Consider the following 17,063-nt stretch of genomic DNA (forward strand, 5'->3'; position numbering starts at 1 on the left):
TTATTGCTGCTGAGTGATGATGTCGCCCAGCTTAATTTTGGCATCTTTACGCAGGTTGCTCATCATGGCTTCGAAGGCAATCTGAGCATTGTTCTGGGTAATCCCCTGGACCATCGCCTTCTTCTGCGCGTCTGGCAGGGTACCGGCTTTCACTTCATCCAGCGCCAGCAGAACGACGTTACCCTGCGCATCGGTGGTAGTACCGAAGCTTGGCTTGTCCTTCGCAGGCAGAGTCAGGCCAAACGCGGCCTGGCTGATTGGATCCTGACCGGTACGGCTCAGCGTTTTCGCTTCACCGAAGCTCAGGCCAGCCGCTTTCAGCGCATCCTCTTTACCCGCTTTCAGATCGGCCAGAATCTTCTCAGCATCCAGCTTCGCCTGCTGTTCCGCTTTGTTGTGCTTAACCTGAGCGACGACCTGATCTTTCACTTCCGCCAGCGGTTTGACCGCTTCTGGCTTGTGCTCGCTGACGCGCAGCACAAACGCACGATCGCCATCGACGGTAATGATGTCAGAGTTACTGCCCGGCGTGCCGTTCTCGCCGACCAGACCACCGTTGAAGATGGCATCTGAAACCGGTTTGAAGTTCAGCTCTTCCGGCAGGTTGTCACGGCCAAACCAGCCCGTCTCAACCGCTTTCACCCCAGCCGCCTGCTCGGCACCCGCCAGAGATTCGTTGTCGTTGCTGGCAGCATCGCTCACCTTCTGCTGCAGCGCATAGTAGGCATCCAGCGCTTTTTCCTGTTTCACTTTCGCCGCGATATCGTCGCGAACCTCAGCCAGCGGCTTGGTTTTCGCCGCGGTGATGTCGTCCAGACGCACGACCAGGAAACCTACGGAAGATTTAATGACGCCAGACAGCTGGCCTTTCTCTTTCAGGCCGGCATTTTTCAGCTCGTCCGGCGTGGTCGCGTCTTCCAGCCAGCCCATATCGCCGCCGTTTTTCGCAGAGATAATGTCGGTGGATTTCGCTTTCGCGACGGTCGCGAAATCAGCGCCTTTGTTCAGCTCATCCAGTACCGCTTTGGCATCCGCCTCGGTTTTGGTCTGAATCACGCTGTAGCGGTTACGCTGCGGCTGTGTGAACTGATCCTGATGCTGGTCATAGTAAGACTGGATTTCCGCGTCAGACGCGGTTTCCTGCAGCGCGGCAGCATCCAGCTTGATGTAGCTCACACGGAACTGCTCTGGAGAAACAAAGGTATTCTTGTTCTGCTCGTAATAAGCGTTAACGTCAGCGTCGCTCACCTGCTGTTTCGCGGCAAGGGCGTTCACATCAATGGTCGCTTCACGTACAACGCGCTGCTGTGCCACAAGCGCGGCCAGTTCATCCGTTTCACCTTTGAGCATGAAATCAGTGCCGACAACGGCATTGATGAGCTGCTGAGTGGTCAGCTGGTTACGCAGAGCCTGCGCGTACTGATCGGCCGTCATCCCCATCTGGTTGACGATGCTGTTGTAACGCGCGTTGTCGAATTTACCGTTAGACTGGAAGGCTTGCGTGGAGAAAATGGCTTTTTTCACCTGCTCATCGCTGATGCCAAGGCCCAGTTTTTTGGCATACTGATCCAGCAGCGCTTCGTCGATAAGACGGTTCAGAGTCTGTTGGCGCAGGGTCTTCATGTACCCTTCGTTCGCTGCCAGTTCAGAGAATTGGTCGCCCAGCTGTTGCTGCATACGGTTACGTTCACCGGCAAAAGCATTCTCGAACTGACCGCGGCTGATCTCCTGGCCATTCACTTTTGCGGCATAGTTCGCGCCACCGCCAATAAGGTAACTGCTCACGCCGGTCAATATGAACGACACGATAATGATACCGAAAATAATCTTGAGCACGAGACTGTTAGCAGCCGTGCGTAAGCTGTCCATCATGGTGTAACAACACTCCGCTGTAGGTGACTGGTTACCTGACGCTGACGGAAAATCCTGCCCGTCGCGCGTAAAGTCGTATTGTGACAAGAAAACGGGGCGATTGTCAGCCCACAACTCGCATAAACTCGCACAAATCAGGTCTGGACAAACAAAAAAGGCACATCAAACGATGCGCCCTTGTACTATCCGGCTTCCCTGAAACGGGAAAGCAATCAGTTTACTGCGTCTTTCAGCGCTTTACCTGCACGGAAACCCGGCACTTTAGCGGCAGCAATGGTGATCTCTTTACCGGTCTGAGGGTTGCGGCCAGTACGGGCAGCACGCTCTTTAACAGCAAAAGTACCGAAGCCTACCAGTGCAACGTCGTCCCCAGCCTGCAGAGATTCAGTAACAGAAGCAATTAATGCATCTAACGCACGTCCAGCTGCAGCTTTAGAAATATCAGCACCAGCAGCAATTTTGTCAATCAGTTGAGATTTATTCACTGTTCTCTTCCTCTCTTTATAATTTATATCGCGCCTGAATCCTTCACAACGCGACCGCGCAGCAGTTATATCAGGCCTGCCATGACCTTACAACACCCGTTGTTGATGGCTGACCTAATCAGCAATCTAAATTAGCTATACAAAAAAAGGCTGGCAAGTGCGAAATGACTTACCAGCCTTGTTTTTATTGACGCTCTTTGCGCGAGGTCACTATTTTGCGGTTACAACCTGCATTCCTGACGGTTCATTCTGCAATGCGAGACTAAGAACTTCCTCAATTCGCTTAACAGGATGAATCTGCAGGTCGGCAATCACGTTGTCCGGAATCTCTTCCAGATCGCGTTTATTTTCGTAAGGGATCAATACGGTTTTGATCCCACCGCGATGTGCCGCCAGCAGTTTTTCTTTTAAGCCGCCAATCGGCAGAACCTGGCCACGCAGCGTAATCTCACCGGTCATCGCCACATCGGCACGCACCGGGTTCCCTGTCAGGCAAGAAACCAGAGCGGTACACATGGCAATACCCGCGCTTGGACCATCTTTCGGCGTCGCCCCTTCAGGTACGTGCACGTGGATGTCGCGTTTTTCGTAGAAATCAGGGTTGATCCCCAGTTTCTCCGCGCGCGCGCGCACCACGGTCAGCGCCGCCTGGATGGACTCCTGCATCACTTCACCCAGCGAGCCGGTGTAGGTCAGTTTACCTTTACCCGGTACACAGGCGGTTTCGATGGTCAGCAGATCGCCGCCCACTTCCGTCCATGCCAGACCGGTCACCTGGCCAACGCGGTTTTCGTTGTCCGCGCGACCGTAGTCGAAGCGCTGAACACCGAGATAAGCATGCAGATTATCGCCGTTAATCACAATGTGTTTCAGGCTCTTATCCAGCAGCAACTGTTTCACCGCCTTACGGCACAGTTTAGAGATTTCACGCTCAAGGCTACGCACGCCCGCTTCACGGGTGTAGTAGCGAATGATGCCAATAATCGCGCTGTCCTCGACGGTCAGCTCGTTGGCTTTCAGCGCGTTACGCTCAATCTGTTTCGGCAGCAGGTGCTGTTTAGCAATGTTCAGCTTCTCGTCTTCGGTGTAACCGGAGAGACGGATCACTTCCATACGGTCCAGCAGCGGAGCCGGAATGTTCATGGAGTTCGACGTCGCCACGAACATGACGTCGCTCAGGTCGTAGTCCACTTCCAGGTAGTGATCGCTGAACGCCACGTTCTGTTCTGGATCAAGCACTTCCAGCAGGGCTGACGCCGGATCGCCACGCATGTCCGACGACATCTTGTCGATCTCATCCAGCAGGAACAGCGGGTTTTTAACGCCCACTTTCGCCATCTTCTGGATCAGTTTACCCGGCATAGAACCGATGTAGGTACGGCGGTGACCGCGGATTTCCGCTTCATCGCGCACGCCACCCAGCGCCATACGGATATACTTACGTCCGGTCGCTTTAGCGATGGACTGACCCAGAGAGGTTTTACCCACCCCAGGCGGTCCTACCAGGCACAGAATTGGGCCTTTGATTTTGTTTACACGGCTTTGTACCGCGAGGTACTCAAGAATGCGGTCTTTCACGCGTTCCAGGCCGTAGTGGTCGGTATCGAGGATTTCCTGCGCCTGACGCAGGTCTTTTTTGACCTTGCTGCGGGCGTTCCACGGAACCTGCACCATCCACTCAATGTAGCCGCGTACAACGGTCGCTTCAGCCGACATTGGAGACATCATTTTCAGCTTCTGCAGCTCGGCTTCGGCTTTCTCTTTCGCCTCTTTCGGCATCTTGGCCGCGTCGATCTTACGCTTCAGCGCTTCGTTTTCGTCCGGCGCATCGTCCATCTCGCCCAGTTCTTTCTGAATGGCCTTCATTTGCTCATTCAGATAGTACTCACGCTGAGATTTTTCCATCTGCTTTTTCACGCGGTTGCGAATACGCTTCTCAACCTGCAGCAGATCGATTTCAGACTCCATCATCGCCATCAGGTATTCCAGACGTTCGTTAACGTCGGACATTTCCAGCACAGACTGTTTGTCAGCCAGCTTCAGCGGCATATGTGCAGCGATGGTGTCCGCCAGACGTGCAGGATCGTCGATGCTGTTCAGCGACGTCAGCACTTCTGGTGGGATTTTCTTGTTCAGCTTGATGTAGCCTTCAAACTGGCTAATCGCGGTGCGAACCAGTACTTCCTGCTCGCGCTCATCAAGTTCAGGCGAATCAAGGTACTCTGCCTTGGCAGAGAAATGTTCGCCGTCGTCTGACAGAGTGGTAATACGCGCACGCTGCAGGCCTTCAACCAGCACCTTCACGGTGCCGTCAGGCAGCTTCAGCATCTGCAAAATAGAGGCCACGGTCCCGACGGTGAAAAGATCGTTTACACCCGGCTCATCCGTTGATGCTTCTTTCTGCGCCACCAGCATGATTTTTTTATCATGATCCATAGCGGCTTCGAGGCAACGGATAGATTTTTCCCGCCCTACAAATAAGGGTATGACCATGTGCGGATAAACCACCACATCGCGCAACGGCAATACGGGGATTTCAATGCGTTCAGAACGCTCAGGATTCATAGAGCTCTCTCTTAGTTAGTGTCCGCCAGGTAAGCTGGTCATGTCACTGTGCTTCACATAACCATTAACATGTATCCAGTATATGGGGATGTTTCCCACACATTCAACGCTATGAATACGGAAAAAGTAAAGGGGAGATAAAATCCCCCCTTTTTGATTAACTGCTTGTATGATTTGGTGAATTATTCGCCAGATGCCTGCTGGGCTTCCGGTTTACCGTAAATCAGCAGCGGCTTGGTTTGACCGCTGATGACGGACTCGTCAATCACCACTTTCTCAACGTCTTCCATCGACGGCAGATCGTACATGGTGTCGAGCAGTGCCGCTTCAACGATAGAACGCAGACCACGAGCACCGGTTTTACGGACCATCGCTTTTTTGGCAATGGCATCCAGCGCTTCGTCGCGGAATTCCAGGTCAACGCCTTCCAGATTGAACAGCGCCTGATACTGCTTGGTCAGCGCATTTTTTGGCTCTTTCAGGATCTGGATCAGCGCGTCTTCACTCAGCTCATTCAGCGTTGCCACAACCGGCAGACGACCGATGAACTCAGGGATCAGACCGAATTTGATCAGATCTTCCGGTTCAACCTGAGACAGCAGCTCGCCTTCGTTCGGTTTTTCAGCCGTCGATTTCACCGTTGCGCCAAAACCAATGCCAGAGCCGGTTTCAACACGGTGGGAGATGACTTTATCCAGACCGGCAAACGCACCGCCACAGATGAACAGGATCTTGGAGGTATCAACCTGCAGGAACTCCTGCTGAGGATGTTTACGACCACCCTGTGGTGGAACGGCGGCTACCGTACCTTCGATCAGCTTCAGCAGTGCCTGCTGTACGCCTTCACCCGATACGTCACGGGTGATGGACGGGTTGTCGGATTTACGGGAGATCTTGTCGATCTCATCGATGTAAACAATCCCGCGCTGGGCTTTCTGTACGTCGTAATCGCACTTCTGCAGCAGTTTCTGGATGATGTTTTCGACGTCCTCACCCACATAACCGGCCTCGGTCAGGGTGGTGGCATCCGCCATGGTGAACGGAACATCAAGCAGACGCGCCAGGGTTTCAGCCAGCAGCGTTTTACCGGAACCGGTTGGGCCGATCAGCAGAATGTTACTTTTACCCAGTTCTACGCCGTTGCTGGTGTCGCCGTTACGCAGGCGTTTGTAGTGGTTATAGACCGCAACCGCCAGCACTTTCTTGGCCTGCTCCTGACCGATGACGTAGTCGTCAAGGTGATGACGAATTTCATGCGGCGTTGGCAGCGCGCTGCGCTCACGGTGCGGTGCGACTTCTTTAATCTCTTCGCGAATGATGTCGTTACATAAATCGACACATTCGTCGCAGATATACACGGACGGCCCGGCAATCAGTTTACGCACTTCATGCTGGCTTTTGCCGCAAAAAGAGCAGTACAGCAGTTTGCCCGAACCATCTTTGCGTTTATCTGTCATGAGTCCAAACCTCTTTTTAAGTTCTTTGTGCCGCACATGACGACGCAAATGCCATTCTAAGACGCAAGCTGCATCAAGCAGCGTGCCGCCCTACCTTAGTATAGCGGCACACTCGCGTCGCGGGCATCAATTACGATGGGTCAACACGGAGTCGACTAAGCCGTACTCAACTGCCTCTGAAGCAGAGAGGAAGCGATCGCGCTCGGTATCGCGCTCGATCTGCTCGAGAGGTTGACCCGTATGCTGCGCCATAAGTTCATTCATGCGCGCTTTTACTTTCAGAATTTCGCGGGCGTGGATTTCGATATCCGTCGCCTGCCCCTGGTAACCGCCCAGCGGCTGGTGAATCATCACGCGGGAATTTGGCAAGCAGAAACGCTTACCCTTCGCCCCTGCGGTTAACAGGAACGCGCCCATAGATGCTGCCTGACCCATACAGATCGTGCTGACATCCGGTTTGATGAATTGCATGGTGTCATAAATGGACATCCCTGCTGTAATCACGCCACCCGGGGAGTTAATGTACAGGTAAATGTCTTTTTCCGGGTTTTCCGCTTCCAGAAACAGCATCTGCGCCACGATCAGGTTAGCCATATGGTCTTCCACCTGGCCGGTCAGAAAGATAACGCGTTCCTTGAGCAGACGGGAATAGATATCAAAAGAACGCTCACCACGTGAGGTCTGTTCAATAACCATTGGCACCAGAGCCATATGGGGTGCAAAGTTATCTCGTTCGCCACTGTATGACATTTCCGTCTCCTGGATCAAAATTGAAAACACCTGCTGTACTGATTGTAACCTTACGGACGGATTATCAGCCAGTCTCATTCATCATGATTACGTACTTATGGGGTTCACAGTGCCCTATTTCAAGCATAACAACCTTTTGTTGTTACGCTAACACCGAAAGGGCGTTTTAGCACTCTTCCTGGGCTCTGGCTGCGATAAAAAAAACCCGCTGCCGCAAGGCAACGGGTTTTCTGTTCAAACTTTAAACCGTTGGGGCGAAATTACGCCTGCTGGTTCATCAGTTCGTTGAAAGAGGTCGCTTTTTCGGTCACTTTCGCTTTCGCCAGTACCGCTTCAACCGCCTGCTCTTCCAGGGCTACGTTGCGCATGTTGTCCATCAGCTCTTTGTTCTTACCGTAGAACTCGATCACTTCTGATGGATCTTCGTATGCAGAAGCCATCTCTTCGATCAGGCCTTTCACACGCTCTTCGTCAGCTTTCAGCTCGTGGGTACGAATCACTTCGCCCAGCAGCAGGCCAACCACAACGCGACGTTTCGCTTGCTCTTCGAACAGCTCGCGTGGCAGTTCCATCGCTTGCTGCTGGTTGCCACCGAAACGCTGTGCAGCCTGACGGCGCAGAACGTCGATTTCGCTGTCGATCAGGGCAGCAGGAACGTCGATTTCGTTGGCTTTCACCAGACCTTCGATCGCCTGAGACTTCACGCGGTTGCGCACAGCACCGTTAAGCTCGCGCTCCATGTTTTTACGCACTTCGGTACGCAGGCCAGCAACAGAACCGTCTTCCACGCCGAAACGTTTGATGAACTCTTCAGTCAGTTCTGGCAGTTCGCGCTCTTCCACTTTCTTCAGGTTGATCACGAATTTCGCTGCTTTACCCTTCAGGTTTTCAGCGTGGTACTCTTCAGGGAAGGTCACGTCGATGGTGAACTCTTCGCCCGCTTTGTGGCCTTTGATACCGTCTTCGAAGCCTGGGATCATACGACCCTGGCCCATTGCCAGTACGAAGTCAGACGCTTTGCCGCCTTCGAACTCTTCGCCGTCTACAGAACCGGTGAAGTCGATGGTCACACGGTCTTCCGAGTCAACAGCACCTTCTTTCTCTTTCCAGTTCGCCTGCTGCTTACGCAGGGTGTCCAGCATGCCGTCAACGTCTTCGTCAGTCACGGAGACAATCGGTTTTTCAACTTCGATAGATTCCAGACCTTTCAGCTCAACTTCCGGGTACACTTCGAACTCTACGGAGTAGGTGAAGTCTTCGCCCAGTTTGTATTCGCCTGGAACGTAGTTTGGCGCACCGGCCGGATTGATTTTTTCTTTGATGATCGCATCGATAAAGTTGCGGCTCATCAGTTCACCCAGCACATCCTGACGCACGGAAGCGCCATAACGCTGAGCAACAACATTCATTGGTACTTTGCCCTTACGGAAGCCGTCAATACGTACTTTTTTTGCTACGTTGACCAGCTCGCTTTTCACAGCAGTTTCGATGCTGTCAGCAGCGATAGTAATCGTTACACGGCGGCCAAGGCCTTGAGTGGTTTCAACTGAAACTTGCATCTTGTTACCTCAAAAAAATCACAGTGCTCGGTCAACTCTGAATCTGTCTGTTATACCGGGATGCTCTCTTAGTGCAGATTCACATTCCCTGTCGCCAGAATCATCCCGAAGACATTCAATAAGACGCGGCATTATAGCGGCATCACTTAGGTGAGTCGAGAACGGTTGGGGCATGTTGCTGCGGCTTTTTTCACACTTTAAGGCTATTTTTAGCCTTAAAATCGCACCATCCGCTCAAAACTCAGACAAAACAAAACGGCCCGGAGGCCGTTTTGAGGAAATCTGTAAGCAACATACTGGAAAAGCTCCAGCCGTTGCAAATCCGATTTATCAGGCGATAGTGCCTGCACCGCGACAGGGCGGCGATGCGAAAACCGTATCCTGCAAGCCTTCCCATTCCTTAATGGTGTAGGTATGCAGTGCCAGCGCATGCACGGTCGTGGAGAGCTCTTCCGTCAAAGTGCTGTAGATCAAGCGATGTCGGTTCAGGAAACGTTCTCCCGTGAAGCGATCGCTAACCAGAACCACTTTAAAGTGGCTTTCAGAACCTGCCGGTACGTTATGACGATAGCTTTCGTCGACGACTTCGAGGAACACAGGGTTGAACGCTGCCCTTAATTTATCTTCTATATGCTCACGTATCATCATGAAATTACTCCTCCGACAACGCCAGGATGTCACCCATCCCTTTAAATATTAGCCGCTTTTACCGTTTCCATTACACCTTGACAACAAATATTTAGCTTTCGTCTGATTTTCTCATTTAAACGAATGAAGTTCACTGTGAGGCTCATACCTTTTGTCATCCGTGGAAGGAGAAAATGGGTGAGCTGGTCAGTTTTCGGACAAGACGATGAATTTACATGCGTTGACCACTTCCCCTGACCGTTGGCGATGTTATGATGGCGGCAATTTTTCTCTCTATTATGCTTACGATTCGTGAGAACCTTAAAATGTTAAAAAAACTCTTCTTTCCATTGGTAGCCCTTTTTATGCTGGCAGGCTGCGCTACCCCGCCGACCACCATTGATGTCTCACCGAAAATCACCCTGCCTCAGCAGGATCCAAGCCTGATGGGCGTCACCGTGAGCATTAACGGCGCCGATCAGCGTCAGGATCAGGCTCTGGCTAAAGTGACCCGCGATAACCAGCAGGTGACGCTCACCGCCTCCCGCGACCTGCGCTTCCTGCTGCAGGAAGTGCTGGAGAAACAGATGACCTCCCGTGGCTATATGGTTGGCCCAAGCGGCGCGGTGGATCTGCAGATCATCGTGAACAACCTGTACGCTGATGTGTCTCAGGGCAACGTGCGCTACAACATCGCCACCAAAGCGGATATCGCCATCATCGCGACCGCGAAGAACGGTAACAAGATGACCAAGAACTATCGTGCGAGCTACTCTGTAGAAGGCGCGTTCCAGGCATCGAATAAAAATATTGCTGATGCGGTTAACAGCGTGCTGACGGATACCATTTCCGACATGGCGCAGGACACCAGCATTCACGACTTCATCAAGCAGAACGCGCGTTAATCCTGCCCGCTGACCCGGTCTATCGCCGGGTCAGTTTTATAAGAACATGTCCAGCCATTACTTACGCATTTTCCAGCAACCGAAATCAGCGATTCTGCTGATCCTCGGCTTTGCCTCGGGTTTACCCCTCGCGCTCACCTCCGGCACGCTTCAGGCGTGGATGACGGTCGAGAACATCGATCTGAAAACCATTGGCTTCTTCTCGCTTGTGGGTCAGGCCTATGTATTCAAATTTCTGTGGTCTCCGGTCATGGATCGTTACACGCCGCCTTTCCTCGGGCGTCGTCGCGGCTGGCTGGTGATGACGCAGCTCCTGCTGCTGCTGGCCATTGCGGCGATGGGTTTTCTTGAACCCGCCACGCAGCTGCGCTGGATGGCCGCGCTTGCGGTGGTGATTGCCTTCTGTTCCGCCTCTCAGGATATCGTGTTCGACGCCTGGAAGACGGACGTGTTACCAGCGGAAGAACGCGGTGCCGGTGCGGCCATTAGCGTGCTGGGCTATCGCCTCGGGATGCTGGTCTCCGGAGGGCTGGCGCTGTGGCTGGCAGACCGTTACTTAGGCTGGCAGGGGATGTACTGGCTGATGGCTGCTCTGCTGATCCCCTGCATTATCGCGACGCTATTGGCGCCTGAACCGAGTGACGTTATCCCGGTTCCCCGCTCGCTGGAGCAGGCCGTCGCCGAACCGCTGCGTGACTTCTTTGGCCGCAACAACGCCTGGCTGATCCTGCTGCTTATCGTCCTTTATAAGCTGGGTGACGCTTTTGCCATGAGCCTGACCACCACCTTCCTGATCAGGGGTGTCGGCTTTGACGCCGGTGAAGTGGGCGTGGTGAATAAAACGCTGGGGCTGTTTGCGACCATTGTCGGGGCACTGTATGGCGGCGTGCTGATGCAGCGCCTGACGCTGTTCCGCGCGCTGCTGATCTTCGGCATTCTGCAAGGCGCCTCTAACGCAGGCTATTGGCTGCTGTCGATTACCGACAAACATACAATCAGCATGGCTGCGGCGGTATTTTTTGAAAATCTCTGCGGCGGTATGGGGACAGCGGCCTTTGTCGCCCTGCTGATGACCCTGTGCAACAAGTCATTTTCCGCTACGCAGTTCGCTCTGCTCTCGGCGCTCTCTGCCGTAGGCCGCGTTTATGTAGGCCCGATTGCCGGCTGGTTCGTGGAAGCCCACGGTTGGCCAACATTTTATCTCTTCTCGGTCGTGGCTGCCGTGCCGGGGATTTTATTGTTGCTGGTGTGTCGCCAGACGCTGGAATATACCCAGCGGACCGAACACTTTATGCCGCGCACCGAATATCACCGCGCCTACCGTTTTGCGTTACGACTGTTAATGGTGGGCTGCATTGCGCTGGCACTCTGGCTTGTGGTGCTCATTATTAATGCCAGCACGTCTCTGGCACTCCCGTTCGGGGCCCTTCTGCTGGACGCCGGTGCCCTGCTGGCCATCGTTGGGATCCTGACCGGGGGTCTGCTCGATTTCATGGCGTTGCGTAAAACGCAGCTGACCTGAAGAAAAATACGAAAGGTTATTTCCCGTTGTAATCACTAACCGAAATTATAACGGTGAAATAGCCACCAGCGACGAAAAAAAATATTTGTTGTTTTGTGCGGGATAGGATTTGGAAATTATTGGCTCCGGTTCCAAAACGCTATTTTTCATTAAACGATTCAGCATGTGATAGTTTGATTTTTCGTTTTTTAGATGTCTTTTTATTGATAATTAATTGTTAATTTTTTGTTTATTTTTAACAATGGTTATACCAATTGCCCCTTTTAGGGTATGCTTGGGGGTCCTTTCGTTATAAAGCCCATCTCATGCGGCTTCGGTCATAAAAACCGACATAATTTGCAACACTTGTGACACGTGCGGCAGAACCCGGTAACACCTTCCTGACACAGGCCTAATGATGTTTACAGTAATGTAACCTTCCCGTAAAATGCCCGCACACTTTAAACGCCACCAGACTCCCGTGGAATTGAGGTCGTTAAATGAGACTCAGGAAATACAATAAAAGTTTGGGATGGTTGTCATTATTCGCAGGCACTGTATTACTCAGTGGCTGTGATTCTGCACTACTAGACCCCAAAGGACAGATTGGACTGGAACAACGTTCACTGATATTGACGGCTTTTGGCCTGATGTTGATTGTGGTTATTCCAGCCATTTTGATGGCTGTTGGTTTCGCCTGGAAGTATCGTGCGAGCAATAAAGATGCGAAGTATAGCCCGAACTGGTCACACTCCAATAAAGTGGAAGCTGTGGTCTGGACGGTACCTATCCTGATCATCCTGTTCCTTGCCGTACTGACCTGGAAAACCACTCACGCACTTGAGCCGAGCAAGCCGCTGGTTCACGATGAAAAACCTATTACCATCGAAGTGGTCTCCATGGACTGGAAATGGTTCTTCATCTATCCAGAGCAGGGTATTGCTACCGTGAATGAAATCGCCTTCCCGGCGAACACTCCGGTTCAGTTCAAAGTGACCTCCAACTCCGTAATGAACTCCTTCTTCATCCCACGTCTGGGTAGCCAGATTTACGCGATGGCCGGTATGCAGACTAACCTGCACCTGATCGCGAATGAAGCAGGCACCTATGATGGTATCTCCGCCAGCTATAGCGGCCCGGGCTTCTCAGGTATGAAGTTCAAAGCTATTGCAACGCCAGACCGTGCCGCTTTCGACCAGTGGGTTGAAAAAGCGAAGCAGTCTCCAAACACCATGTCTGACATGGCGGCGTTCGAAAAAGTGGCTGCACCTAGCGAATACAACAAGGTGGAGTACTTCTCTAACGTGAAACCCGATTTGTTCAAAGATGTGATTGGCAAATTTATGGATCACGGCAAGAGCATGGACATGACCCAGCCTGAAGGCGAGCACAGCGCGCACGAAGGTATGGAAGGCATGGACATGAGCCACGCGGAAACCGCTCACTAAGGGGCCGAGGAAGAAAATGTTCGGAAAATTGACACTGGATGCAGTGCCCTACCATGAACCGATTATCGTGGTTACGGTGGCTGCAATTATCATTGGTGGCGCGGCCTTACTGGCCTTAATCACTTACTTCGGTAAGTGGAGCTACCTGTGGAACGAGTGGCTGACTTCGGTTGACCACAAAAAACTCGGTATCATGTACTGCATCGTCGGTATCGTCATGTTAATTCGTGGCTTTGCGGATGCAATCATGATGCGTAGCCAGCAGGCACTCGCCTCTGCGGGTGAAGCCGGCTTCCTGCCACCGCACCACTACGATCAGATCTTTACCGCCCACGGCGTTATCATGATCTTCTTCGTGGCGATGCCGCTGGTTATCGGTCTGATGAACGTTGTCGTTCCGCTGCAAATCGGCGCGCGCGACGTGGCGTTCCCGTTCCTGAACAACCTGAGCTTCTGGTTCACGGTTGTCGGCGTTATCCTGGTTAACCTGTCACTGGGTGTGGGCGAATTCGCGCAGACCGGCTGGCTGGCTTACCCACCGCTGTCAGGAATTGAGTACAGTCCGGGCGTTGGCGTCGACTACTGGATTTGGGCGCTTCAGCTCTCCGGTGTCGGTACAACCCTGACCGGTATCAACTTCTTCGTGACCATTATCAAGATGCGTGCCCCTGGCATGACCATGTTCAAGATGCCGGTATTTACCTGGGCATCTCTGTGCGCCAACATCCTGATTATTGCCTCCTTCCCAATCCTGACCGTCACCATCGCGCTGCTGACCCTGGACCGCTACCTGGGCACCCATTTCTTCACGAACGATATGGGTGGCAACATGATGATGTACATCAACCTGATTTGGGCCTGGGGTCACCCGGAAGTGTACATCCTGGTTCTGCCTGTGTTCGGTGTGTTCTCCGAAATCGCAGCAACCTTCTCGCGTAAACGTCTGTTTGGTTACACCTCTCTGGTGTGGGCAACCGTGTGTATTACCGTTCTGTCGTTCATCGTTTGGCTGCACCACTTCTTCACCATGGGTGCGGGCGCGAACGTAAACGCCTTCTTCGGTATTACCACCATGATTATCGCCATCCCGACCGGGGTGAAGATCTTCAACTGGCTGTTCACCATGTACCAGGGCCGTATCGTGTTCCACTCAGCAATGCTGTGGACCATCGGCTTCATCGTGACCTTCTCCGTAGGTGGGATGACCGGCGTACTGCTGGCGGTACCGGGTGCTGACTTCGTTCTGCACAACAGTCTGTTCCTGATTGCGCACTTCCATAACGTTATCATCGGTGGCGTGGTCTTCGGCTGCTTCGCTGGCGTAACCTACTGGTGGCCAAAAGCGTTCGGCTTCACGCTGAACGAGAAATGGGGTAAACGCGCGTTCTGGTTCTGGATCATCGGTTTCTTCGTGGCATTTATGCCGCTGTACGTGCTGGGCTTCATGGGTATGACCCGTCGTCTGAGCCAGCAGATCGATCCGCAGTTCCACCCAATGCTGATGGTTGCAGCGGGCGGTGCCGTGCTGATTGCCTGTGGTATCGCATCTCAGCTGATTCAGTTCTACGTGTCTATTCGCGACCGCGACCAGAACCGTGACCTGACCGGTGACCCATGGGGTGGCCGTACGCTGGAGTGGGCGACCTCTTCTCCACCGCCTTTCTATAACTTTGCCATCGTGCCGCAGGTTCATGAACGCGACGCATTCTGGGAAATGAAAGAAAAAGGTGAAGCGTACAAGCAACCTGCTCATTACGAAGAGATCCACATGCCGAAAAACAGCGGTGCGGGCATCGTGATTGCCGCTTTCGCAACGGTATTTGGTTTCGCAATGATCTGGCACATCTGGTGGATGGCGATTGTTGGCTTCGCTGGCATCGTAATCAGCTGGATTGTGAAGAGCTTTGACGAGGACGTGGACTACTACGTACCAGTCCGTGAAGTTGAGAAGCTGGAAAATCAGCATTTCGACGAGATTTCTAAAGCGGGGCTGAAAAATGGCAACTGATACTCTGGCGCACTCAACTGCCCACGCGCATGAGCATGCGCACCACGATACAGGACCGACCAAAGTCTTCGGTTTCTGGATCTACCTGATGAGCGACTGCATTCTGTTCTGCTGTCTGTTCGCGACCTATGCCGTTCTGGTGAACGGCACAGCGGGCGGCCCGACCGGCAAGGACATCTTTGAACTGCCGTTCGTTCTGGTTGAAACCGCACTGCTCTTATTCAGCTCCATCACCTACGGCATGGCGGCTATCGCCATGTACAAAAACAACAAGAGCCAGGTTGTGTCCTGGCTGGCGTTGACCTGGCTGTTTGGTGCTGGATTTATCGGGATGGAAATCTATGAATTCCATCACCTGATCATGGAAGGCTTCGGCCCGGATCGCAGTGGCTTCCTGTCCGCGTTCTTCGCGCTGGTCGGCACCCACGGTCTGCACGTGACCTCCGGTCTGATCTGGATGGCAGTACTGATGTTCCAGATCTCCCGTCGCGGCCTGACCAGTACTAACCGTACCCGTATCCTGTGCCTGAGCCTGTTCTGGCACTTCCTGGACGTGGTGTGGATCTGTGTGTTCTCTGTTGTCTATCTGATGGGGGCGATGTAATGAGTCATTCTAACGATCATGGCGCTTCCCACGGCAGCGTAAAAACCTACATGACAGGTTTCATCCTGTCGATCATCCTGACGGTGATCCCGTTCTGGATGGTGATGAGCGGTTCTGCGTCTAAGCCGGTTATCCTGGGTGCAATCCTGGTGACCGCGGTGATTCAGATTCTGGTGCATCTGGTTTGCTTCCTGCACATGAACACCAAGTCCGATGAAGGCTGGAACATGACCGCCTTTATCTTTACCGTGATTATCATCGCTATCCTGGTAGTCGGTTCCATCTGGATTATGTGGAACCTCAACTACAACATGATGGTTCACTAAGAGCGGCGAGTATGTTTAAGCAATACCTGCAAGTAACGAAACCAGGCATCATCTTTGGCAACCTGATCTCCGTGATCGGAGGGTTCCTGCTGGCCTCCAAAGGCAGCATTGATTACACCCTCTTTATCTACACGCTGGTCGGTGTGTCACTGGTTGTTGCGTCCGGTTGTGTATTTAACAACTACATCGACATGGATATCGACAAGAAGATGGAAAGGACCAAAAATCGGGTGCTGGTGAAAGGCCTGATCGCCCCTTCCGTCTCGCTGGTGTACGCCACCTTGCTGGGTATTGCTGGCTTTATGCTGCTGTGGTTTGGTGCTAACCCGCTGGCCTGCTGGCTGGGGGTGATGGGGTTCGTGGTGTATGTGGGCGTCTACAGCCTGTATATGAAGCGTCACTCCGTCTACGGCACGCTGATTGGTTCTCTCTCCGGCGCTGCGCCGCCGGTGATTGGCTACTGCGCGGTCACGAATGAGTTCGACAGCGGTGCGCTGATCCTGCTGGCTATCTTTAGCCTGTGGCAGATGCCGCACTCCTATGCCATCGCGATTTTCCGCTTTAAGGATTATCAGGCAGCGAACATCCCGGTTCTGCCGGTCGTGAAAGGCATCTCCGTTGCCAAGAACCACATCACGCTGTACATCATCGCCTTTGCCGTGGCAACGCTGATGCTCTCTCTGGGTGGTTACGCTGGATACAAATATCTGGCGGTAGCGGCTGCGGTGAGCGTCTGGTGGCTCGGCATGGCGCTGCGCGGTTACAAAGTGGAAGATGACAAAGTCTGGGCGCGCAAGCTGTTTGTGTTCTCGATTGTGGCCATTACTTCTCTGTCCGTGATGATGTCCGTGGACTTCATGGTGCCGGATTCACATAACCTGCTGACTTACGTCTGGTAAGCCACAACAGGTGAATAAAGGGGTGCTTCGGCACCCTTTTTTATTCACTGAATCTAT

The 17,063-nt window shown here is 52.9% G+C and carries 14 protein-coding genes; 7 read left to right on the forward strand and 7 right to left on the reverse strand.

All coding sequences use genetic code 11. From position 1 onward, the window contains the following. From ppiD to bolA, 7 genes are all read right to left on the reverse strand, one after another. Nucleotides 1-1,872, reverse strand: coding sequence for a peptidylprolyl isomerase (gene ppiD, locus ACMWJS_RS12540; RefSeq protein WP_045909777.1), 1,872 nt, complete (start codon nt 1,870-1,872; stop codon nt 1-3). A gap of 212 nt (nt 1,873-2,084) precedes the next feature. After that, nucleotides 2,085-2,357: a nucleoid-associated protein HU-beta gene (hupB, locus tag ACMWJS_RS12545; RefSeq protein WP_002444653.1), complete on the reverse strand. Its 273-nt coding sequence runs from the start codon at nt 2,355-2,357 to the stop codon at nt 2,085-2,087. A 210-nt stretch (nt 2,358-2,567) separates the two neighbouring features. Beyond that, entirely contained in the window at nt 2,568-4,922 is a 2,355-nt protein-coding gene (gene lon, locus ACMWJS_RS12550) for an endopeptidase La (protein ID WP_023334706.1), read from the reverse strand. Between the two features lie 182 nt (nt 4,923-5,104). Beyond that, nucleotides 5,105-6,379, reverse strand: coding sequence for an ATP-dependent protease ATP-binding subunit ClpX (gene clpX, locus ACMWJS_RS12555; RefSeq protein WP_045909778.1), 1,275 nt, complete (start codon nt 6,377-6,379; stop codon nt 5,105-5,107). Between the two features lie 126 nt (nt 6,380-6,505). Continuing rightward, nucleotides 6,506-7,129 (reverse strand): ATP-dependent Clp endopeptidase proteolytic subunit ClpP, encoded by a 624-nt coding sequence (clpP, locus tag ACMWJS_RS12560; RefSeq protein ID WP_008503317.1) that lies wholly within the window; start codon nt 7,127-7,129, stop codon nt 6,506-6,508. Between the two features lie 260 nt (nt 7,130-7,389). Continuing rightward, nucleotides 7,390-8,688, reverse strand: a complete 1,299-nt coding sequence (tig, locus tag ACMWJS_RS12565; protein ID WP_414747148.1) for a trigger factor — start codon at nt 8,686-8,688, stop codon at nt 7,390-7,392. A 330-nt stretch (nt 8,689-9,018) separates the two neighbouring features. Continuing rightward, on the reverse strand, nt 9,019-9,336 hold the full coding sequence (bolA, locus tag ACMWJS_RS12570; RefSeq protein WP_021241655.1) for a transcriptional regulator BolA: 318 nt from the start codon (nt 9,334-9,336) through the stop codon (nt 9,019-9,021). Between the two features lie 305 nt (nt 9,337-9,641). On the opposite strand from bolA, the gene ACMWJS_RS12575 reads away from it, so the two are divergent. From ACMWJS_RS12575 to cyoE, 7 genes are all read left to right on the forward strand, one after another. Next, a complete protein-coding gene (locus ACMWJS_RS12575; RefSeq protein ID WP_028017643.1) occupies nt 9,642-10,220 on the forward strand; it encodes a lipoprotein in 579 nt (192 codons plus the stop codon). Between the two features lie 46 nt (nt 10,221-10,266). Then, on the forward strand, nt 10,267-11,742 hold the full coding sequence (ampG, locus tag ACMWJS_RS12580) for a muropeptide MFS transporter AmpG (protein ID WP_223540076.1): 1,476 nt from the start codon (nt 10,267-10,269) through the stop codon (nt 11,740-11,742). 479 nt (nt 11,743-12,221) lie between these two features. Continuing rightward, on the forward strand, nt 12,222-13,169 hold the full coding sequence (gene cyoA / locus ACMWJS_RS12585; RefSeq protein WP_008503322.1) for a cytochrome o ubiquinol oxidase subunit II: 948 nt from the start codon (nt 12,222-12,224) through the stop codon (nt 13,167-13,169). Between the two features lie 16 nt (nt 13,170-13,185). Beyond that, on the forward strand, nt 13,186-15,177 hold the full coding sequence (gene cyoB, locus ACMWJS_RS12590; protein ID WP_014168864.1) for a cytochrome o ubiquinol oxidase subunit I: 1,992 nt from the start codon (nt 13,186-13,188) through the stop codon (nt 15,175-15,177). Beyond that, a complete protein-coding gene (locus ACMWJS_RS12595; protein WP_008503324.1) occupies nt 15,167-15,781 on the forward strand; it encodes a cytochrome o ubiquinol oxidase subunit III in 615 nt (204 codons plus the stop codon). Before cyoB ends, ACMWJS_RS12595 begins: the two co-directional genes overlap by 11 nt. Beyond that, on the forward strand, nt 15,781-16,107 hold the full coding sequence (locus ACMWJS_RS12600; protein ID WP_006176899.1) for a cytochrome o ubiquinol oxidase subunit IV: 327 nt from the start codon (nt 15,781-15,783) through the stop codon (nt 16,105-16,107). The genes ACMWJS_RS12595 and ACMWJS_RS12600 overlap by 1 nt, the downstream gene beginning before the upstream one ends. 11 nt (nt 16,108-16,118) lie before the next feature. Beyond that, nucleotides 16,119-17,006, forward strand: a complete 888-nt coding sequence (cyoE, locus tag ACMWJS_RS12605; protein WP_013095848.1) for a heme o synthase — start codon at nt 16,119-16,121, stop codon at nt 17,004-17,006. Nucleotides 17,007-17,063 lie beyond the last annotated feature (57 nt).

This window comes from Enterobacter sp. HK-058-C-ECC, assembly GCF_047531125.1.
Classification (GTDB): Bacteria; Pseudomonadota; Gammaproteobacteria; order Enterobacterales; family Enterobacteriaceae; genus Enterobacter; species Enterobacter quasiroggenkampii.